The following is a 16,042-nucleotide window of genomic DNA, read 5'->3' as shown; positions in this document are numbered from 1 at the left end:
AGAACCGGTCTCTCAACTACCATCTACCCATGGAGCTTATCGCCCTGGGGGACAGGGACCACGCAGACATGGTCAGGGCAGTCACGTACGGCCGGCAGAGCCACAAGAGCGAGACGGACAGTCAGGCATCCCCGCAGATGCAGAAGGACAAGGGGGTTGCTTACATCAACTCCCAAGACAACTGGCGTCACGTAGGGCACTACGAAGACGTGGGTCTGTCCGGCTACGACCCTAACGTCTACCGGCCCGATTTTGAACGGCTGATGGAGGACGCCCGTCAGCGGAAGTTCGACGTCGTAGTGATCTACATGCTCTCCAGGCTCACCCGTCAGGGCGCGGCAGAGGCAATGAAGATTCAACAGGAGCTGGCCAGTCACGGCGTCGCACTCGTCTCGACGCAAGAGCCGTTCATCAACACGTCGGACGACAACCCGTTCGGCGTCGCGTTCTTCGCCCTTATCGCGGGTCTGGCGCACCAGGAATCCAAGAACAAATCGAAATTCATCCGCGACGCCTTCGCGGCCCTGAAGGCAAAGGGCTCCCACTCCTCCGGCCCGGTCCCCTACGGTTTCGAAGCAGAGCCGGTCAATGTTGACGGCCTCACGGTCCGACTGCTGAAGCCAGGGCAGACGAGTGACGCCGAAATCGGCCCGGAGTCGACGCCGGCTGACAACGTCATGGAGATCATTGAGGCCGCAGAATCGGGCCTGACCGAAAACGCCATTGCGGTCCGCATGACGGGACGCGGAGCCAGAACGCCACTCGCAAGTCTCGACGAGGAGGCCGCGAAGGCGCGCATCGCGGCTGCCCAGAAGAGGCGCAAGAACGGTACGGAAGACACGGCAAAGCTGGAGTGGTCTGATCAGGTCGTCCGCCGCATCCTTCGTGACCCCCGGCTGGCGGGCTTCGCCATCGGCCCCGTGGACCCCAAGACGCGACGGCGCCAAATCCTCCGCGACGAGCAGGGACAACCTGTACGCCCGCACGAAGGCTTCATCACGCCGAAGCGCTGGTACGACCTTCAGGCACTTCTCGATGGCCGGAAGCGCACCCGCCGCGTGGACCGCGCGGGGACCATGACGTTCCTCGGTTCCTGGGGTGTTCTGCGGTGCGGTCTGTGCGGAGCCGGCATGACCGTCAGCAACATGAACGGCACGTACGTGTGCAACTTGCGCCGGTCGGTGGGTGACGTCGCGAAGCACGTGGTTCGGATCGCCATGGAAGACACGGACAACGTCGTAGCCACGCGCCTCTGGGCGAAGGTGGCGACGCTCGACCCTGAGAACGATGACGACGTGGACATCCTCGCGGCAGCCGCGGAGCGGTTTGCCGTTCAGGGGGCCGACCCTGAGGCCGCCGCAGAACTAGCCGAGCAGGAAGCACAGCTCCACCACGTCCAGAGCAGTATGGAGGAGCTGTACCAGGACCGTAGGGACGGCCTCTACGAAGGCACCACGGGCCGTGCGGCGTTCAAGGAGACCATTCTCAAGTACCAACAGCACGAGGCCCGCTGTGTGGCCCGGATCGACGAACTGAAGGCAGCCGTGACGACCGCTACGCGCCTCCCCCTCGATGAATGGGCCGCGGACTCGGACAACGGCGACCCCATGGAGCCGGGCGGGCTCTGGGACCGGTGGGACGTACCGGAGCGACGTGCGTTCCTGGCCCTCTTCGCGGACAGAGTGATCGTGAACCCCAACACGACGAGGCGGGGCTCATCCTGGGACCGGGTCAACGGCCGGGTGGAGATCGAGTGGGCGACGCCGGAGAGGAGCGATGAAGATAACGAGTCGGTAACGGCTTAGCGGGCCCTGGGGCGGCTGGATCAACCGGCATGGCGCCTCGTCCAGCCGCCTCCCCGACGTCGAGTAGCGCCCTCCTCGTCCACAGGCAGGTGTGGATAACTGCGGAGAGTGATGCGTTAGGGCTGTGCGGTCACTGAGCGTGGCTTGCTGGGTCGTTCTGCATGCCAAAGTGTCGAACTAACCCCTACTTTCTACTTCTCTTAACGCGCGTTAGAGAGAAAGAAAAAGACGGGTTAGTTCGACACTTTGGCATGCGGTCTGTCCGCCACCCGCAACCAAGATCGTTCCCGCGTCACATGCGCCCCATAACAGTAGTAGGAGGGGGAGGACGTGCGACGCCGGCGAATGGCGCGGCTCCGCTCTCCCTCCCTCGACGGCCGGCACCGCTCCCACGTCGCTCCCCGCCCTCTCCTCCGGGTTGAGCGCGGTTGCAGCGGTCCGGCCGTCCAAGACTTCCCTCCGCATGGACTTAGGGCGCGGAGGACGAGACACAACCGCATAGGCGGACGCGGCTGATCCCCGCGTCAAGAGCAGCCCCGGTGTCCCTAAGCGCCGGGGCTGCTCGACGTTCTCTTAGGGGTGGGCAACATGAGTGACACGCGTGTCTGTTCTTTCCAGGGTTGCGGTTCCACGTCACGGATTCGACGAGGACTGTGCGGGACGCACTACGAGCAGCAGCGTAAAGGACTTCCGCTGACCCCGAAGCGATGGACTTGGCACGCGAAGCTCGATGCGGAATGTGCGTTTGAGGGTTGCGAGAAGCCCGTACAGTCCGTTGGCTTGTGTGGAGGTCACTACAAGCAGCACCAGAAGGGGCAGGAGCTGACCGAACTGCGTGTTCAGCGCGCTCCGGGAGCGCAGTGTGAGTTTGATGGGTGCGCCCGGCCCCACTCTGCGTACGGCCTCTGCTCGGGTCACGCGGCTCAGAGAACCGACGGCCGACAGTTGACCGCGCTGCGCGCACAACGCTCCTCCACGACGCGAGACGAGTACGGGCGCAAGCAGTGCCGGAGGTGTCGTGGTTGGAAACACGAAGATGACTTTTCTGTATCCGGCAAGAGCCGTGATGGGCTGCAAAGCCACTGCAAGCGGTGCCTGCGGGATGAGTACCTCTCGCGCCAGTACGGCATCACCGCTGACCAGTACGCTGCGATGTTGGCTGAGCAAGGAGGTGTTTGTGCAGTGTGCGGACACCTCGACCCGGCGGGCAGAGAACTCGCGGTTGACCACGATCACTCGTGCTGCCCCGACGCTGCGAAGTCCTGTGGGAACTGCGTTCGCGGGCTTCTGTGTTGGCCCTGCAACGTAGGCATTGGTCACCTCCGCGATGACCCCGAAATTCTTACGGCTGCGGCTGCGTACTTGGCAGCGTGAGTCGACTGCTGTAGCGCGAGGCGCCGGGACGGAGCTACTTGCCGCGCACAGAGGGTGTGGGACGGAGTCCGCGACGCCCCACACCCGGGCCTCACGGTCCGGACGATTCCCCGCTGGTGCAACCGGCAGCACGCCCGCCTCTGGAGTGGGTAGTCCTGGTTCGAATCCAGGGCGGGGAGCAGAGGGGCGTCCCGTGCGCGACTGCGCAGCGCACGCCCGATGTAGCACCGCCCGACGAGGACACGGAAGCGATCCGGAGTCCCCGCGTGACCCGGTGCGGCTGTCCGACGGCGGGACCCGGACAGCAACAACCCACCCCGTCCCTTGTGGGCGGGGTTTTGCCGCACTGGCCCAACTTGGTAGAGGCGCCTGATTCAGGATCAGGAGGTTGGGGGTTCGAATCCCTCGTGCGGTACTTGGAAGGTCGGGCATTGGCGTGCCAAGCGCTCCCGAAAAGCGTCACGGCTTCGGCCGTTGGGGGTTCGACTCCCTCACCTTCCGCCACGACGGCTGACCCGCCTTTGGGCCACTCAGCCGCTCTTCGGGACGTAGTTCAGAGGTCAGAGCACCCGCTTTGGGAGCGGGGAGTCGGAGGTTCGAATCCTCCCGTCCCGACTCATCCGGCGACCGGACAGCCCGGTCTCAGGGCTCCGCCGGAGGCAGAGCAGACGGCGACGCCTGCCGGATCCATCAACACCATCCGGAGGCACCATGCCACGCGCACAGATCGCCGTAACCCAGTCCAGCCGCGACGGCGTCACGCTCACCCCGACGCCCGGCGACCCGGCGAACAACCACTACGTCATGAACGACGGCCAGGTCGGCGTCATCGTGAAGAACACGGGCAGCACCGTGGACCGCACCGTGACTTTCCGCCTCGCCCGCACCGTCGACGGCTTCGCCGTGACCCCGCGAACGGAGACCCTGACCATCGGCGAGGAGCAGCTCTTCGGCCCGTTCCCGCCGCAGGAGTACGGCGGTCAGCTTCTGATCGACGTGGACAACGCGGAGCTGACCCTGATGCCGATCCGCATCTGACGACCACGACGCAGCCCCGCCGCGGAGGAGAGTTCCCGCGTGCGGGGCTGAGCTACGTCAGGGCGACGCCGGGAGGTTTGGGTTGGCCCGGAAGGTCAGCGTCCAATAGCGCTGCCTGAAGCCATGGTCGACGCGCACGTCCTCGTGCTGATGCTCCAGCCTCCAGCCGGCCGCCTCTACGCGCTGAATGACCTGTGCCAGCCCGCCGTCCGGGCGTCCCGGAACCGCGTGGACGGTGCGGACGTAGATCGTGTCCCCGCGCTTGTACGCCGTCTCTGCCGCCTTGTCTGCGGCCGACGTAGAGCGCCTCTTGAAGAGCCCCATGGACGAACAGATTAGCGGGAGGAGCGGCTTCATGGCGTGGCACGGCAGCGCTCGGCGCTCACGCCTCCCGAAGGACTGGCCCCGCATCCGGCGTCGCATCCTGCGTCGCGACGGCCACGTCTGTCAGGCACGGTTCTCCGACGGCCGATTGTGCGGGCGAGAGGCCACGGACGTGGACCACATCGTCGCTGGGGACGACCACAGCGACGGGAACTTGCGGGCACTGTGCGGCTGGTGCCACGCCAGGAAGAGCGCCAGTGAGGGCGGACGAGCAGCAGCCCTCACGCGCGTGCGTACAGAGCGGCCGAAGCAGACTCACCCAGCACTGGAGGACTGATCAATGAACGGTGCTCACGTGGTGCTGGAAGAAGCCGACGACACGGGCGCTGATGGCGTGGTGGTGACGCGGGTGCTGGTGAACGGCACCGACGTTGGTCGGCTCGCGAGAGCGCCGAAGATCAGCGTTGGTCATGATCAGACATGCACGACGATCACGCTGACGCTCGTCCCCAGCCGCCTGGAGATCAAGGGCGAACTCGCAGACGGTGATCGTCGCGAGTCCCGCGCCGGCTTCGCGGCCAAGATCGACTAGCCACAGACCAGGGGGGTGATCCCCTCCGGGGCGATCTCCAGACCGTCAAGGTGCTGGGCCTCGCTGTCTGTACGGGTCTGGGGGATGTGGCCGAGGCGCTCACAGGCGTCCGCTGGAGGCCCGAACGTCGGCCGCCCGGACTGATTCCGACCCCGAAACGGGAGGCGGGCGCACAGCGATCCACGCACGCTGATCGCTAAGAACACCCTGGTCAGACCTTGTTTTACCGTTACCGGCCGCACTAGAATGGCACCCATGAACACACGGAAATGCGAGCGGTGCGCGGAGCACCTGGGGGCGAGACACTCGCACCGGGCGCGCTTCTGTTCAACGCGTTGCCGTGTCGCTGCGCATCGCGCGGCGAAGAACGACGCGACTCCCCGAGAGCTGACGACCCGCGACAGGTGGGTCCGTCGCGACGCGAAGAAGGCCCCCCTGACTGTCGTCGGCACGGCGGCTTCGTCGACGGACCCGCGGACGTGGAGCACGTACAAGGACGCCGTCTCCTCGACGGCCGGCGTCGGTCTGGGCTTCGTCCTCTCCGACGAGGACGACGTCATGTGCCTGGACCTGGACCACTGCTTGAACCCGCTCACCGGGCAGCTCGCCCCGTGGGCCGCAGCCATTCTCCGCGACGCGGGGGCCACCTACGTAGAGGTCTCCCCGTCCGGTGACGGCTTGCACATCTGGGGCCGCGCGCACGTCCGACAGGGACGGCGCATCCGACGCCCCGACGGCACGGCCGTGGAGGTCTACGGCACGGGCCGGTACATCGCAATGACGGGGCGCCGACATGGCTCCTCCCCGTCCATCCTCGCGGACCTCTCCGCGGTGGTTTCCAAGCTGACGGCGTAGCTCCCGACATGGGCGGCGTCGGCCGTCCTTACCCGGGAGGTACCCCATGTGCGCGCACCCGGACCACGAGGTCATAGAGCGCCCTGACGGCAGTGTCGCGGAGACGCACGTGCTATCCGCCGAAGACATCGCACCGATGATCGAGGTCATGCTCCGCCGTGAGCCCCTGACGTTCATCAACGATCGGAACTACTGATGGCCGGCCGTGGACCCGCCCCCAAGGACCCATCGAAGCGCCGCAGACGCAACGCCACGGAGCCGGAAACAGTCGTCACCCCTGACGACGAGATCCGCGGCCCCGACCTTCCTAACGGCGTTCTGGGCGTCAACGAGGAGACTGGCGAAGTCGTCGAGTGGCACCCGCGCACCGTCGCGTGGTGGGAGTCGTGGCGCACATCGCCGATGGCTCAGACCTTCGTCGCTACCGACTGGGACTTCCTGATCGACACCGCGCTCATGCACCACACGATGTGGGCTAAGGGCCGCTGGGAGTTCGCCTCTGAGGTCCGTCTCCGTGCCGCGAAATTCGGCGCTACGCCGGAGGACAGAGCCCGGCTGAAGCTCAAGGTCGACGAGCCGCGGAACGCCCGTCAGGCGTCCGCACAGCGCCCCGACAACGTGAGCGACATCAACTCTCGTCGCGCTCGTCTGACCGGATAGGGGACCGATGCCGCGCGCAATAGTGCGCGCCCCCGGTCACGACCGTAACCGCTCCCTCGGGTGGCTAGCGGTCGCATGGATGGAGTACTTCGTCGTACACGGCCCTGGCGACGTCCAGGGTATGCCCGTGCGTCACGGCGATGAGTACACAGGCTTCGTCGTCGATTGCTACGGCCTCGACGAGGGCGGAGAGAACGACGGCCGACGACTCTACGACTCCGCCTTCTTCTCCCGCCCGAAGGGCTGCGACAAGTCGGGCCTAGGCGCGCGCCTGGCGCTCTTTGAGGCTCTTGGCCCCGCCCGTTTCGCCGGCTGGGCGGAGGGCGGAGAGGTCTACCGCGATCCGTGGGGGCTGGGCTTCGAGTACGTCTACGAACCCGGCGAGCCCATGGGCCGCCCCGTGTCTGTTCCGTACATCCGGATCATGGCCACGGAGGAAGGCCAAACCGGCAACGTCTTCGACACCGTCCACTTCAACCTGACCGACGAGGCGTCGCTCCTCTCGTCCATTCCCGGCCTTGACGTCGGGATCACCCGTATCAACCTCCCCGACGGGGGAGAGATCACCCCGTCAACCGCGTCCAGCTCCTCGAAGGACGGCGGTAAGGAGACGTTCGTCGTCTTCGACGAGACGCACCTTTACAACACGCCTGAGCTGCGGCGCATGTACGCCACAGTGACTCGTAACCTCCGCAAGCGCAAGCGGCTCGCGGAACCGTGGTACCTCGAAACGACGACCATGTTCGCCCCCGGGCAGGACTCCGTCGCTGAGCGCACGTACGAGGAAGCGGAAGCCATCCGCGACGGTCGTAAGAAGCGTGGCCGTGCCCGCCTCATGTACGACCACCGTTGGGGCGAGTGCCCGAACCTGAAGGACGAGGACGCCCTCCGGGCCGCTCTGGTCGACGCCTACGGCGACGCCATGGAGTGGATGGACCTTGAAGCGCTCGTTGACGACTTCTACGACACCCGCAACGACAGTGCTGACGGCCGCCGATACTTCCTCAATTCCCGCACCGTCGCATCAAACGCGTGGATGGACCCCGACGCATGGGCACTCTGCCGGCGCGACGAGGAGATAGCCCCCGGCGAACTCGTAACGCTTGGCTTTGACGGCTCCATTAAGGACGACGCCACGGCGCTTGTTGCCTGTCGTGTCTCCGACGGTCATCTCATGCTCCTCGGAGTCTGGGAGAAGCCTGAAGGTGCTGAGGGCGAGGGCTGGCAGGTCGACCGCGTGGCCGTTGACGCCGCTGTTGCACGCGCCTTCGACCGCTTCGAGGTCTGCGGCTTCTACTGCGACCCGCCGCACTGGCAGGACTACGTCGACCGCTGGACTGCCGACTTCGGGGAGCGCCTCCAGGTACGAGCCACGCAGAAGGCCCCGCTGGAGTGGTGGACTAACCGCCCCTCCGCCATGGAGTCGGCCCTTGACCGCTTCATGGAGGCCGTGGAGGACAAGGCGCTTTCGCACGCGGAGTCGCTGGACCCCGACGTCTCGTCGGATTACCTCCAGCTAGGCGCGCGCCTGACGCGCCACGTCCTCAACGCTCGTCGGCGCGAGATGGGCCGCAATCACATGGGTATTGCGAAGGAGCACGCGAAGTCGCCGAAGAAGATCGACGCCGCCATGAGTGCCGTACTCGCCTACGAGTGTCGCGCGGATGCCGTCGCCGCAGGAATCACGAAGCGTAAGAAGCGCTCCAACCGACTAGTTGCCTTCTGAGGGAGGTCCGCAAGTGCCTATCGACGCATCGAGGGTGGAGTCTCCCGGATGGTGGCTCCAGCGTCTCGGGAAGAAGCTCCTCGACGAGCGGGACGACCGTACGGACGAGGACGGCGAGACGGAGCCGGGACTCGACACCCTGAAGCGGTACGCCGAGAACCGAGCGCCCCTCCCTCGTGTCCCGGGCGTGGATCCGCGGGAGGCTGCGGAGTGGATGCGCGACGCTCGAACCAACTGGGCGTCGCTGGTCATCGACTCGCCCGCGGAGCGGCTGCACGTCGACGGCTTCCGCTTCGGCGAGCCGGACGATGACAGCGAAGACGCACGTAAGGCGGACACCGACGCAAACCGCATCTGGCAGGAGAACAGCCTCGACGCTGACGCGGACCTCGTCCACTATGGCGCGCTCTCGCAGCGACGGGCGTTCGTCCTCGTTGAGAAGGGCGACGACGGGCGACCGGTCCTGACGCACGAGACGCCACGGCAGGTGGCCGTGGAGTACGCGCAGGGGAGCCGACGCAAACTGGCGGCCGGCCTGAAGATGTGGCGCGACGACTGGAACAACACCACCAGGGCGACGCTGTGGCTGCCGAACCGGATCTACGACTTCACGACCAAGTCAGATCGCCCCGTCTTCACCGGTAGGGCTGCTGAACTCCGCGGCTGGGACGCCATGGCGCTCCCCAACGCACGCGACGGCGAGCGACCGAACGAGCTGCTGACCGTCCCATTCGGCGTCTTCACGAACCGACGGAACCGACGCTTCGACGGCTTCGCTGAGCACGAGGACGTTCTGAGCATTCAGAACCGGATCAACCTCTCACTGATCAACCTCATAGCGGCGATGAAGTACGGCGCCTTCCGTCAGCGGTGGGCATCTGGCCTGGAAGTCGATGAAGACCCACTGACGGGCGAGAAGCTCCAGCCGTACAAGCTGGACATCAAGAGCCTGTGGACGTCGGGCGATCCCGAGACGAAGTTCGGCGAGTTCGCGGCGACGGACCTGAAGCCGTACGTCTCAGCCGTTCAGGCTGCCGTCCAGGATCTCGCTGCCATCAGCCGCACGCCTCCGCACTACCTGATCGGCGCCGTGGTCAACGTCAGTGGCGACGCCCTGAAGGCCGCGGAGACCGGCCTCGTCAGTAAGGTCCGCGACCGGCAGCGCAACTACGGCGAGTCGTGGGAACAGACCATGCGCCTGGCTTTCCGCGTGCTGGGCGACGAGCGCCGTGCGACGGCGTGGTCCGCCGAGACCGTCTGGCGTGACCCGGAGTCTCGCAGCATCGCGGAACTTGCTGACGCTGCTGCGAAGAAGGCAACGGCCGGCGTCCCGTGGCGTCAGCGCATGGAAGACATGGGCTACACGCCGACGGAGATATCTCGTATGGAGGTCGACCGGGCCACCGATGCGATGAACGCGCAGACGGCGACCGACCCGACCGCTCCGCCTCCGGCCTCCCTCAACGACGCACGCACACGGCGCGACCAGCGGACCGTGATCGGGCGAGGGGCGGAGAACGATGACGCTAACGCGGCTTGACCGACGCTACGGTGCGTCGGTCCGGAGCGTGTGGGCGAGCGTGCTGGGCAGGGTGAACCGCTCATGGGCCGGACTCGGATCCTGGCGTGACGCCGACGCCGCGCGCTTCCGTCGCACGACGCTCCCGATCATCCTCGCTGGGGAGCGGCAGATAGCCAGTCTGACGACGTCGTATCTCGAACAGCTCTACCGGGACATGGGGGAGCGCGGACCACGCGTGAGTCTCGACCTGGACACGGTCACCGGCCAAGCCCTCCGCGGCGTGGACCCGGTCGACGTCTACGAGCGTCCGTTCGTCGAGGTCTATACGGCGCTGAGCAACGGTGAGCCCCTCGACGTCGCAACCGATCGGGGCGCTCGCCGCCTGGAGACGATCACGAAGACAGATCTTCAGCTAGCGCGGACCCACACCTTCAAGGCGGTCACCGCGCAGCAGGACGGCGTGGAGTACTACATCCGTGAACTGCGCGGTGAGTACGACTGCGCGCTCTGCTTGATCGCGTCGACGCAGCGCTACCACAAGAAAGATCTGATGCCGATCCACCCGGGCTGTGACTGCGAGCCGAAGACGGTGACTGCCGACTACGACCCCGGTCAGATCATCGACGAGGACCGCCTGAACCAGATTCACGACGCCGTTGAGGCGGCCCTCGGAACCTTCGACCGCGGAGGCCGCGCGGTCGACTACCGAAAGATCATCATCGCTCGGGATCACGGGGAGATTGGCCCCGTACTCGGCTTCCGGGGCCAGCGGTTCACCGGCCCTGACGACATCCCACTTCCGACCTGACGCCCGGCATGGGCCGACGACACCCGACAGGGGTTCTTCAGCATGTCTCGACGCACTCTCGCACGCCGTAACTCGCTCCTCACGTTCTCCGCGCAGCCCTGGAACCTCTTCGAGGACGACCCCAGCGCCGGCGGTGGTGGAGGCGGTGGTGGCGCTCCTGTCGTCAACGAGCACGGCTACCCAGACAGCACCCCCGTGGCCGACATGTCCGCAGAACACCAGGTCGCCTACTGGAAGCACCACGCACGCAAGCACGAACAGCGCGCCAACGCTGCTCCCGACGCCGCAGAGCTGGAACGACTGCGTCAAGCGGACGAGGAGCTGAAGAAGCGCCAGGCGGCCGACCTGAGCGAGACGGAGCGGCTCCAGAAGGAGCGCGACGATGCCGCTGCGGAGGCAGCTACCGCGAAGGCAGCCGCGGAGCAGGCGAGTCGCAAGGCGCTCGTCCTCGAAGTCGCCGCGGACAAGGGCCTCACGCCGGCGCAGGCTGCGCGCCTTCAGGGCTCTACGAAGGAGGAGCTGGAGGCCGACGCGGACGCGCTGAAGGCGCTGTTCGTATCCGGCTCCGGCGATGACGGCCAGGGCGGATCCGGCACTACCCGCTCCGGCGGCCCCCGCGGAGGCGACGTCGGCGCCACGAAGTCCGTGTCTGCGGGCGCGGAGCGCTACCGCCAGAAGCACGGCAAGCAGCAGTAACCACCCGACAACGGAGGGATCCGTATGGACCTCAGCCTGAAGACTGAGAGCTTCACGCAGGACCGTCGAGACTGGCTGGGGTCCCAGCACGGTACCGACGCGCCCGTGAGCGTGACTCTCGACGTCTCGACGTTCACCGCCGGCACCCACTACCCGGACGGCTACATCAAGAGCGGTATCCCGATCGGCAAGATCACCGCGTCCGGCCAGTACGGGCCGTACGACGACACGGCTGTTGACGGCCGTGAGACCTGCGTGGGCTTCCTCTTCACCGCACAGGACGTCGACGCCCGGCGCGTCGCTTCGACGAAGGTCGTCGGGTCGATGCTCCTGCACTGCTTCATCCGTGAGGCCAAGCTCCCCGTCCCCATCGACGCTGCCGGTAAGACCGATCTCGGCGCTCGCGTCATCTTCGTCTGAGAGGGCCTGATACATGCAGCTCTTCACTGAGTACGCGACCCCCGCGGAGCTGACGGGCTATGCCCGTGAAGCCCTGCGGGAGCGCGAGGAGAATCAGTTCAGTCTGAACCGGTGGCTCCCGAACGACACGGTCAACGATCTCGTCTACCGCTTCAACAAGGGCGGCGGAGGCCTCGTGGAGGCGGCCGTCTACCGGGCGTTCGACGCTGAGTCGGACATCGGCTCCCGGTCGGGTGCCGCGCGGGTGACCGGCGAACTGCCGCCCATCTCGCGGAAGATGCCCGTCGGCGAGTACGAGCAGATCCGTATGCGGAACGTCGACACGCAGGCGTCCGAACTGCGCGACGCGATGGAGGCCGACTCCATCAAGCTGGTCAGCGCCATCGCGGCCCGCGTCGAGCTGGCCCGTGGTGACGCAATCTTCAACGGGTCCGTGACCATCGCGGAGAACGGCGTGTCAGCCGGCGTCGACTTCGGCCGGTCCGCGGCGCACTCCGTCACGGCCGCGACCCTGTGGTCCAGCACGGAGACCGCCACGGCGTACGACGACCTTCAGGCGTGGCTCGACGTCTACAACGACACGAACGGCGACCTCCCCGCCTTCACGCTGATGTCCCGCAAGATCTACAACTTCCTGCGGCGCAACAAGCAGATCCGGGAACTCGCCTACCGTGGCGCGTCGACGGCCCCGACCGTTCTGACGCGCGACGACCTGAACAACATCCTCGGCGACTTCGACATCCCGCCTGTGCAGATCTACGACGCGAAGGTGTCCGTCGACGGCACCGCAACCCGCGTGACGCCGGAGGACAAGATCTGCTTCCTCCCCGCGCAGGGCGAGGCACTGGGCAAGACTCTGTGGGGCGTCCCCGTCGAGGCGAACGACCCCCGGTACGGCCTCCAGGGCGACGCGGCCGGCGTGGCGGTGGGCGGCTACAAGAGCGAGGACCCACAGACGCTGTGGACCCGTGCGACGTCCATCGTCCTCCCGGTCGCGGCTGCCCCTGACCTGACGTTCGTCGCTGACGTCCTCTGATCCGAAACGCGAGGCACTCACGCATGGCAACCCTGGCAGCGAACGTCCACGTGACGGACGAGAGCGGGACGAGCCACGTGTTCGGCCCCGCGGACAAGGTCCCCGACTGGGCGCAGGCTCTTATCACGAACCCGAGGGCGTGGGCCGACCCGCCTAGCGCGAGTCGACTCACGGACCCTGCACCATCGGCGAAGGCTCCGGCGAAGCGCGCGGCGCCACGACGGAAGGCGGCTGGCAGTGGCGCTGTTCGACGCGACTGAGCTGCGCACTCTGCTTAAGCGGCCTCTGTCCGACGCTGAGTGCGCCCTAGCCCACGACCTCACCGCGGACGCCTTCTACGGTGAGGTGGGTGACCGCCTGACCGACCCGCCTCAGCGGGGCGTCAAGAGCGTCGCCCTGGCCGTCGCTGCCCGCATCCTGACCAACCCCTCCGGGATCCGGTCGGAGCAAGCGGGCGGCATGCTGGTGAGCTACGCCGACTCAGAGACGGGCGTCATGCTCTCCGAGGACGAGCGGAAGCGGCTCCGACGGGCCGTCGGCATGGCGGCCAGCGCCTCATCCCTTGACATTGCACCAGAGGAGATCTGTCCTCCGGTGCGGGTCTGGAGGGCGACGTGAGCCTGATCGCAGACCTGATGTCCGAGACGCTCGTCGTCGAGCGTCCGGGTCCGGTGGTCCGCGACTCCACGGGATCTGAGATCCCCGGCCCGCCAGTACAGATCACCGTCGAGAACTGCGCGATCATGAGCCCTTACGGCGTCACGGTCGGCAGCTCGACGGAGACGCACGACGCATCGACAGTTGTTGAATCACGGCGCGTCTTCGTCGCTCCACTCGGAACTGACGTCCGCCCTGCGGACCGAATCCTCCGCGGCGGAGAAATCTGGCAGGCGGAGGGGGAGCCACTGATCTTTCCCCTGACGTCCCTTGCCCGTGTCGAGATTTTCGTGAAGCGGGTGACCGGATGACGAGCCACTCGAAGTACACGGGCAACTACCGGGGTATCGGAAAGCTCTTCACGCGCCCCGGGATCCAGCGCGCATGCCGCAACGCGGCCGTCGACATGAAGCACCTCGCGGAGAGCCTGGCCCCCCACGGCGATCCCGCGGACGGTGACCGTCACTCGGGCCTCTACGCGTCCTCCTTCGACGTCGTGCCCGTCTGGCGCAACATCAAGTGGAAGGGCCAGAGCAGGTGGCGCGCGTCTGTGCGGCTGATCAACACCGCCCCACATGCCTGGCGCGTAGAGCACGGCGACGGGCGGGTCCCACGCTACGCGGTCCTTCAGCGGACCATCGACGCGGCGAAGGCGGCTCACCGTGCCTGACATCGAAGCCGTCCTGAACCCGTGGGCGGAGGCGACGATGGGTGTCCTAGCTGGCGCTGAGACACCCGCAGACCTGGAAACAGCGCTCCCTCGGATCCGTATTGAGCGGATCGGAGGCGGAGCCGAGAGATTCTCCGATCATCCGCGCGTGGCCGTGGACGTTTTCGCCTCAACGGCCGACGAAGCACGGACCCTGGCCAACAGCCTCAGAGACGCGCTCCTCTTCCTGCGCGGTCCCGTGAACGGCGCGATCATCCGCGACGTCCGCTGTGATTCCGGACCCTCCCGGCAGCCGTGGGCGAACGAGGCGATCCACCGACGTGGCGCGTCGTACACCGTCAGCTTCCACCCCGCCTAACCACTGATCACTGACCCGCCCGTCGGCCACGGCGCGCGGGCATCTCGCATGCCTAGGAGGCAGAGTGGCCGACACTCGTAACGCCGATCTCACGTATGGCGCAACTGACTACCTCGTCTATCAGGCGCCCCTGAACACCGCGTCCCCGACCGACTTCGCCGACCCGGCGTCGCCCTGGCAGATGCTCGGCTGGGTGACCACCGACGGTGGCCTCTTCAAGATCGAGGAGGAGACGAAGGACATCACGGCGGCCGGCTCGCTGGAGCCGATCCGGACCCTGATGACCCGGTCCACGAAGTCGCTTCAGGTCACCTTCCTGGAGGGGCTGAACCCGCTCGTCCGCGCCCTGTACGACAACGTCCCGCTCACCAGCCTGAAGCCGGACGCGGTGTCTGGCCTGGCGGAGTACGACTTCCCGGAGAAGCCGTCCGACCTGCGGTACGCCTACGTCTTCGACTCGATGGACGGCACCAAGCGGATGCGCCTTTACATGCCGAACGGCAAGGTCATCGAGCGGGGCGACGAGCAGCCGCAGACCGAGGACGTCATGCCGGTCCAGATGACCTTCCGCTTCTACAAGGGCGCCACGTCCGCGGCCGTGACCCGCACCGTCGACTACGGCGACGTAGACGTCAGCACGTTCTTCCCAGTCATCTGACGTCACTGACTAGCGGTGCCCGTATCTGCGCGGGTCCGGGCACCGCTGCACTTCTTCAACTGACCCGCGCTGTTCTTCACCTCTGACTTAGGAGACCCGCGCATGTCCGAAACCACCGCCGCTGAGGCGCAGGAGGCCGAAGCGATGACGGACGAGTACAACTCTCACGACCTGACCGGCGTCCCGCTCCGGGTGAAGCCCGTCAGCCGGTGGCGACCGTCCTACCTGCGGGCGCTCCGTCAGGGCGACTTCGACGGGTGGGCGGCCGGTGCACTGCACCCCGACGACGCTGAGAAGTTCGTCGAGCTGGACGCGACCTTCGAGGAGATCGGCGCCTTCACCACGGCGATCATGGAGGCCAGCGGCGAGGCCCCGGGAAAGTCTTCGGCACGCTCGCGATCCTCACGGACCACGCGGAAGCGGTAGAGGCCGACGTCTGCCGCTACTACCCCGGGCTTGACCTCCTCGACGTCTACCGGGGCCGGCTCTCCATGCGGCGGCTGCGAGTGCTGATTCAGCACCTTCCGCCAGAGAGCGCGACAAAGACGGCGATGCGTAACGCGCTGCCGACAGAGGACATCGACCGGGCGAGCACCGACTACCGCCCGGACCGTGCGGCATGGAGTGGGACGGAGATGCTCCTCGCGGCGTTGAAGGACGAGGTCCGACTCCTCCGCATGGTCACCACAGCCGCGCACGGAGGAAAGCCGGGCGAATTCGAGCCAACCCCACGTCCCGGCATTCCGCCGAAGAGCGCACGCGCGGGACGTAATCCGCTCACAGACGAGCAGCGCCGCGCACTCGACCCGCGGCTGAGAGACCAGCCACAGCCGAAGGAGTAGA

Annotated in this window: 21 protein-coding genes and 4 tRNA genes; 23 read left to right on the top strand and 2 right to left on the bottom strand. The window is 66.6% G+C overall.

All coding sequences use genetic code 11. The features are described from left to right. Nucleotides 1-29: 29 nt before the first annotated feature. Nucleotides 30-1,805, top strand: coding sequence for a recombinase family protein (locus AC3ET3_RS30770; RefSeq protein WP_435613302.1), 1,776 nt, complete (start codon nt 30-32; stop codon nt 1,803-1,805). Between the two features lie 633 nt (nt 1,806-2,438). On the opposite strand, the gene AC3ET3_RS30765 is transcribed toward AC3ET3_RS30770, so the two are convergent. After that, nucleotides 2,439-3,041: a hypothetical protein gene (locus AC3ET3_RS30765; RefSeq protein WP_435613306.1), complete on the bottom strand. Its 603-nt coding sequence runs from the start codon at nt 3,039-3,041 to the stop codon at nt 2,439-2,441. Between AC3ET3_RS30765 and AC3ET3_RS30760 the strand changes: the two genes are divergently transcribed. From AC3ET3_RS30760 to AC3ET3_RS30735, 6 genes are all read left to right on the top strand, one after another. Then, the gene (locus AC3ET3_RS30760) at nt 2,958-3,179 is read left to right on the top strand and encodes an endonuclease domain-containing protein (protein ID WP_435613304.1); all 222 of its coding nucleotides are present in this window, start codon (nt 2,958-2,960) and stop codon (nt 3,177-3,179) included. The genes AC3ET3_RS30765 and AC3ET3_RS30760 overlap by 84 nt on opposite strands. A gap of 107 nt (nt 3,180-3,286) precedes the next feature. Beyond that, nucleotides 3,287-3,358 (top strand) — tRNA-Gln (locus AC3ET3_RS30755). 161 nt (nt 3,359-3,519) lie between these two features. Further along, nucleotides 3,520-3,594 (top strand) — tRNA-Leu (locus tag AC3ET3_RS30750). A 3-nt stretch (nt 3,595-3,597) separates the two neighbouring features. Then, nucleotides 3,598-3,683 (top strand) — tRNA-Ser (locus AC3ET3_RS30745). Nucleotides 3,684-3,721: 38 nt separating this feature from the next. Continuing rightward, a tRNA-Pro gene (locus tag AC3ET3_RS30740) sits at nt 3,722-3,794 on the top strand. A 96-nt stretch (nt 3,795-3,890) separates the two neighbouring features. Beyond that, a complete protein-coding gene (locus tag AC3ET3_RS30735) occupies nt 3,891-4,217 on the top strand; it encodes a hypothetical protein (RefSeq protein ID WP_435613301.1) in 327 nt (108 codons plus the stop codon). Between the two features lie 57 nt (nt 4,218-4,274). Here AC3ET3_RS30735 and AC3ET3_RS30730 read toward each other — a convergent pair whose 3' ends face one another. Continuing rightward, entirely contained in the window at nt 4,275-4,541 is a 267-nt protein-coding gene (locus tag AC3ET3_RS30730; protein ID WP_435613300.1) for a hypothetical protein, read from the bottom strand. A 355-nt stretch (nt 4,542-4,896) separates the two neighbouring features. Here AC3ET3_RS30730 and AC3ET3_RS30725 point away from each other — a divergent pair, with 355 nt between their 5' ends. The 16 genes from AC3ET3_RS30725 to AC3ET3_RS30650 all read left to right on the top strand — a co-directional run bounded on the left by AC3ET3_RS30725 (nt 4,897) and on the right by AC3ET3_RS30650 (nt 16,041). Further along, on the top strand, nt 4,897-5,133 hold the full coding sequence (locus tag AC3ET3_RS30725) for a hypothetical protein (RefSeq protein WP_435613299.1): 237 nt from the start codon (nt 4,897-4,899) through the stop codon (nt 5,131-5,133). 255 nt (nt 5,134-5,388) lie between these two features. Beyond that, complete coding sequence (locus AC3ET3_RS30720) at nt 5,389-5,988, top strand: DNA primase (RefSeq protein ID WP_435613298.1); 600 nt, start codon at nt 5,389-5,391, stop codon at nt 5,986-5,988. A 195-nt stretch (nt 5,989-6,183) separates the two neighbouring features. Next, nucleotides 6,184-6,648 (top strand): phage terminase small subunit, encoded by a 465-nt coding sequence (locus tag AC3ET3_RS30715; protein ID WP_432158654.1) that lies wholly within the window; start codon nt 6,184-6,186, stop codon nt 6,646-6,648. A 79-nt stretch (nt 6,649-6,727) separates the two neighbouring features. Then, a complete protein-coding gene (locus tag AC3ET3_RS30710) occupies nt 6,728-8,374 on the top strand; it encodes a terminase (RefSeq protein WP_432158653.1) in 1,647 nt (548 codons plus the stop codon). Between the two features lie 13 nt (nt 8,375-8,387). Next, nucleotides 8,388-9,914: a phage portal protein gene (locus tag AC3ET3_RS30705; protein ID WP_435613297.1), complete on the top strand. Its 1,527-nt coding sequence runs from the start codon at nt 8,388-8,390 to the stop codon at nt 9,912-9,914. Then, the gene (locus tag AC3ET3_RS30700) at nt 9,895-10,704 is read left to right on the top strand and encodes a hypothetical protein (RefSeq protein ID WP_435613296.1); all 810 of its coding nucleotides are present in this window, start codon (nt 9,895-9,897) and stop codon (nt 10,702-10,704) included. Before AC3ET3_RS30705 ends, AC3ET3_RS30700 begins: the two co-directional genes overlap by 20 nt. A gap of 42 nt (nt 10,705-10,746) precedes the next feature. Continuing rightward, complete coding sequence (locus AC3ET3_RS30695) at nt 10,747-11,400, top strand: capsid assembly scaffolding protein Gp46 family protein (protein ID WP_435613295.1); 654 nt, start codon at nt 10,747-10,749, stop codon at nt 11,398-11,400. 24 nt (nt 11,401-11,424) lie between these two features. Continuing rightward, the gene (locus tag AC3ET3_RS30690; protein WP_432158649.1) at nt 11,425-11,820 is read left to right on the top strand and encodes a head decoration protein; all 396 of its coding nucleotides are present in this window, start codon (nt 11,425-11,427) and stop codon (nt 11,818-11,820) included. Between the two features lie 13 nt (nt 11,821-11,833). Beyond that, nucleotides 11,834-12,856: a major capsid protein gene (locus AC3ET3_RS30685; protein ID WP_432158648.1), complete on the top strand. Its 1,023-nt coding sequence runs from the start codon at nt 11,834-11,836 to the stop codon at nt 12,854-12,856. 237 nt (nt 12,857-13,093) lie between these two features. Next, nucleotides 13,094-13,474 (top strand): hypothetical protein, encoded by a 381-nt coding sequence (locus tag AC3ET3_RS30680; protein WP_432158647.1) that lies wholly within the window; start codon nt 13,094-13,096, stop codon nt 13,472-13,474. Continuing rightward, nucleotides 13,471-13,824 carry a hypothetical protein gene (locus AC3ET3_RS30675; RefSeq protein WP_432158646.1) on the top strand — a complete coding sequence of 118 codons (354 nt, stop codon included), beginning with the start codon at nt 13,471-13,473 and terminating at the stop codon, nt 13,822-13,824. The genes AC3ET3_RS30680 and AC3ET3_RS30675 overlap by 4 nt, the downstream gene beginning before the upstream one ends. Then, nucleotides 13,821-14,183: a hypothetical protein gene (locus tag AC3ET3_RS30670; protein ID WP_435613294.1), complete on the top strand. Its 363-nt coding sequence runs from the start codon at nt 13,821-13,823 to the stop codon at nt 14,181-14,183. The genes AC3ET3_RS30675 and AC3ET3_RS30670 overlap by 4 nt, the downstream gene beginning before the upstream one ends. Further along, nucleotides 14,176-14,541, top strand: coding sequence for a hypothetical protein (locus AC3ET3_RS30665; protein WP_435613293.1), 366 nt, complete (start codon nt 14,176-14,178; stop codon nt 14,539-14,541). The genes AC3ET3_RS30670 and AC3ET3_RS30665 overlap by 8 nt, the downstream gene beginning before the upstream one ends. A gap of 64 nt (nt 14,542-14,605) precedes the next feature. Beyond that, nucleotides 14,606-15,199, top strand: coding sequence for a phage tail tube protein (locus AC3ET3_RS30660; protein WP_435613292.1), 594 nt, complete (start codon nt 14,606-14,608; stop codon nt 15,197-15,199). A gap of 102 nt (nt 15,200-15,301) precedes the next feature. Next, the gene (locus tag AC3ET3_RS30655) at nt 15,302-15,625 is read left to right on the top strand and encodes a hypothetical protein (protein ID WP_435613291.1); all 324 of its coding nucleotides are present in this window, start codon (nt 15,302-15,304) and stop codon (nt 15,623-15,625) included. A 125-nt stretch (nt 15,626-15,750) separates the two neighbouring features. After that, a complete protein-coding gene (locus tag AC3ET3_RS30650) occupies nt 15,751-16,041 on the top strand; it encodes a hypothetical protein (RefSeq protein ID WP_432158641.1) in 291 nt (96 codons plus the stop codon). Nucleotide 16,042 lies beyond the last annotated feature (1 nt).

It is taken from the genome of Streptomyces sp. bgisy159, assembly GCF_057707805.1.
Note: the sequence above shows the minus strand (reverse complement) of the source record. Positions and strands in the feature narration are given on the sequence as shown.

Coding starts and splice junctions, on each gene's coding strand:
- AC3ET3_RS30730 (WP_435613300.1), bottom strand. CDS start 4,541: ATGGGGCTCTTCAAGAGGCGCTCTACGTCGGCCGCAGACAAGGCGGCA.
- AC3ET3_RS30735 (WP_435613301.1), top strand. CDS start 3,891: ATGCCACGCGCACAGATCGCCGTAACCCAGTCCAGCCGCGACGGCGTC.
- AC3ET3_RS30770 (WP_435613302.1), top strand. CDS start 30: ATGGAGCTTATCGCCCTGGGGGACAGGGACCACGCAGACATGGTCAGG.
- AC3ET3_RS30690 (WP_432158649.1), top strand. CDS start 11,425: ATGGACCTCAGCCTGAAGACTGAGAGCTTCACGCAGGACCGTCGAGAC.
- AC3ET3_RS30710 (WP_432158653.1), top strand. CDS start 6,728: ATGGAGTACTTCGTCGTACACGGCCCTGGCGACGTCCAGGGTATGCCC.
- AC3ET3_RS30760 (WP_435613304.1), top strand. CDS start 2,958: ATGTTGGCTGAGCAAGGAGGTGTTTGTGCAGTGTGCGGACACCTCGAC.
- AC3ET3_RS30685 (WP_432158648.1), top strand. CDS start 11,834: ATGCAGCTCTTCACTGAGTACGCGACCCCCGCGGAGCTGACGGGCTAT.
- AC3ET3_RS30715 (WP_432158654.1), top strand. CDS start 6,184: ATGGCCGGCCGTGGACCCGCCCCCAAGGACCCATCGAAGCGCCGCAGA.
- AC3ET3_RS30650 (WP_432158641.1), top strand. CDS start 15,751: ATGCGTAACGCGCTGCCGACAGAGGACATCGACCGGGCGAGCACCGAC.
- AC3ET3_RS30720 (WP_435613298.1), top strand. CDS start 5,389: ATGAACACACGGAAATGCGAGCGGTGCGCGGAGCACCTGGGGGCGAGA.
- AC3ET3_RS30655 (WP_435613291.1), top strand. CDS start 15,302: ATGTCCGAAACCACCGCCGCTGAGGCGCAGGAGGCCGAAGCGATGACG.
- AC3ET3_RS30695 (WP_435613295.1), top strand. CDS start 10,747: ATGTCTCGACGCACTCTCGCACGCCGTAACTCGCTCCTCACGTTCTCC.
- AC3ET3_RS30700 (WP_435613296.1), top strand. CDS start 9,895: ATGACGCTAACGCGGCTTGACCGACGCTACGGTGCGTCGGTCCGGAGC.
- AC3ET3_RS30670 (WP_435613294.1), top strand. CDS start 13,821: ATGACGAGCCACTCGAAGTACACGGGCAACTACCGGGGTATCGGAAAG.